At 59.3% G+C, this 3,020-nt stretch carries 1 protein-coding gene and 1 pseudogene; one reads left to right on the plus strand and one right to left on the minus strand.

Annotation, left to right across the window (positions count from 1 at the left end; all coding sequences use genetic code 11):
- Positions 1 to 304, plus strand: a pseudogene (locus RMS03_RS05710) (collagenase-like protease); the annotation flags it as partial.
- Positions 305 to 350: 46 nt separating this feature from the next.
- Here RMS03_RS05710 and purL read toward each other — a convergent pair.
- Positions 351 to 3,020 (minus strand): phosphoribosylformylglycinamidine synthase (purL, locus tag RMS03_RS05715; RefSeq protein ID WP_310626133.1); only part of this gene is annotated, 2,670 nt, incomplete at its 5' end.

A 3,020-nucleotide genomic window follows, 5' to 3' on the forward strand; every position in this document is an offset into this window, starting at 1 on the left:
AGTCATTGAAGCGGCGTACGAGAGCCACGAAGAATTGGGCGAAGCCAGCCTGATGATCACCAAGCACTGCGTGCGCTTCAGCATGAGCCTATGCCCCAAACAAGCCAAGGGCGTCACGGGCGTACAAGGCACGGTCAAGGCCGAGCCACTCATGCTCATCAACGGCAGCGAAAAGCTCACGCTCCGCTTTGACTGCAAGCCGTGTGAGATGCATGTGGTAGGCAAGATGAAAAAGTCTGTGCTCAACCAGCGTGTCAAAGAGATGGTCGGGTCACCCATCACGTTTTACAAAACTCGTCCATAAAAAACCGCAGTCAAGACTGCGGTTTTTTATGCGTTAAATAGACAGATTAGCCCACCCACTGACGCGCATTGCGCCAAATCCGCATCCAAGGGCTGAACGTCTCCACGCCCCCCGAAGCCGCTAGATCTGTCCAACTCATCTGCACGTTGCGAAACACCCGCTCGGGGTGCGGCATCATGGCGGTAAAGCGACCGTCCGCGGTAGTGATCGATGTCAAACCACCCGCGCTGCCGTTGGGGTTGAACGGATAGACCTCAGTCGCTGCGCCGTGGTTGTCCACAAAACGCATAGCGGGCAATGCTTGTGTCACGTTGCCTCGCTGACTGAAGTTGGCAAAGCCTTCGCCGTGCGCCACCGCGATGGGCAAGCGGGCTCCAGCCATGCCTGCAAAGAACAGCGACGGTGACGGCAACACCTCCACCATGCTCAAACGCGCTTCAAAGCGCTCGCTTTGGTTGGTGGTGAAGCGTGGCCAGTGCTCTGCACCGGGAATGATGTCGGCCAACTCGGCAAACATTTGGCAGCCGTTGCACACGCCCAAGCCAAAGGTGTCGGTGCGCGCAAAGAACTGCTGCATTTGTTCAGACAACACGGGGTTGAACGTGATGCTGCGCGCCCAGCCAATGCCCGCACCCAAGGTGTCGCCGTAGCTAAAGCCACCACAGGCCACCAAGCCTTTGAAGTCTTGCAGTTTGGCGCGGCCTGTTTGCAGGTCGGTCATGTGTACGTCATACGCCTCAAAGCCTGCTTCGGCAAAGGCATAGGCCATCTCAACGTGAGAGTTCACGCCCTGCTCACGCAGCACCGCCACTTTGGGTTTGGCAGCCACATGGACGAACGGCGCTGCCACGTTATCGGTGATGCCTGCTGGCAAATGCACATGCATGCCGGGGTCTGTTGGGTTGCCAGCGGCAGCGTGTTCTGCGTCAGCGCATGCAGGGTTGTCGCGCTGTTGGCAAATCTTCCAGCTGACGCTGTCCCACACCTGGTGCAGGTCGGCCAGTTTGGCCACGAACACCTCTTTGGTGTCGCGCCACACGCTGATTTCGCCCTTGCCTTTGGCGATGGTGGACGACTCTGGACGCGTCTTGCCCACAAAGTGGCTGTGCTTGGACAGGCCATGCTCACGCAGGGTTTGCATGACCTCGTTGCGCTCTGACGTGCGCACTTGCAGCACCACACCCAACTCTTCGTTGAATAAGGCTTGCAACGTGAGTTCTTCGCGACGGGCGCTCACCTGTGAGGCCCAGTTTTTGGTATCGCCGTATTCAGCACGGCTGTCGTGGATGCCATCGCCTTCGGTGATGAGCATGTCCACATTCAATGCCACGCCCACTTGGCCCGCAAAGGCCATTTCGCACACCGCGGCGATCAAGCCCCCATCGCTGCGGTCGTGGTACGCCAAAATTTTGCCTTGCGCGCGCAGAGCGTTGACGGCGTTGACGAGCTTGACCAAGTCTTGTGCGTCGTCGAGGTCGGGCACTTGGTCGCCCGCTTGATTGAGCACTTGACCCAAGATGCTGCCGCCCATGCGGCGTTGGCCCTCACCCAACTGCACCAACACCAAGGTGGTGTCTTCCGTGCGGTTGAGTTGGGGTGTGAGTGTGCCACGCACGTCGGCAATGGATGCAAACGCGCTGATGATCAAGCTCACAGGCGAGGTCACTTTTTTCGTTTCGCCGTTTTCAGCCCACTGCGTGTGCATGGACAAACTGTCTTTGCCCACGGGGATAGAAATGCCCAATGTTGGACAAAGTTCCAAGCCCACAGCTTTGACGGTGTCGTACAGCGCCGCGTCTTCACCGGGCTCGCCACAAGCGGCCATCCAGTTGGCGCTGAGCTTGACGCGTGGCAACTCAAATGGAGCAGCCAATAAATTGGTGATGGCTTCCGCCACAGCCATGCGGCCTGAGGCGGGGGCATCGAGGGACGCCAGCGGTGTGCGCTCGCCCATGCTCATGGCTTCACCCGCAAAGCCTTGATAGTCGGCCAAGGTAACGGCCACATCGGCCACAGGCACTTGCCACGGGCCCACCATTTGGTCGCGGTGCGTCAGGCCACCCACGGCGCGGTCGCCAATGGTGATGAGGAAACGTTTGCTGGCCACCGTGGGGTGGCTCAGCACATGGATGACGGACTCTTGCAAGCTCACGCCAGTCAGGTCCATCGGGGCGCTGGTGCGTTCGACGCGTGTGACGTCGCGGTGCATCTTGGGCGGCTTGCCCAGCAACACGTTCATGGGCATATTGACTGCGGCCGCTGCACTGGCATCTGTGTGATGAGGCAACTCCGCATCTTCATTCGCAACAGTCAAGTAGCGCTCTTGCGTCGCCACACCCACCACCGCAAATGGGCAACGCTCGCGCTCGCAGAAGGCTTTGAATTGCTCTAGCGACTCTGGCGCAATCGCCATCACATAGCGCTCTTGGCTTTCGTTGGACCAAATTTCTTTGGGGGCCAAGCCCGATTCTTCGAGGGGCACTGCGCGCAAATCAAAGCGTGCGCCACGGCCTGCGTCGTTGGTCAATTCAGGGAAGGCATTGGACAAACCGCCCGCGCCCACATCGTGAATGGCGAGGATGGGGTTGTTCTTGCCTTGCGCCCAGCAATGGTTGATCACCTCTTGCGCACGGCGCTCAATTTCGGGGTTGCCGCGTTGCACCGAATCAAAGTCGAGTTCAGCCGCGTTCGTGCCACTGGCCATCGAGCTGGCGGC

Origin of the sequence: Limnohabitans sp. (assembly GCF_031538885.1) — a bacterium.
In the GTDB taxonomy this organism is placed as follows: Bacteria; Pseudomonadota; Gammaproteobacteria; order Burkholderiales; family Burkholderiaceae_C; genus Limnohabitans.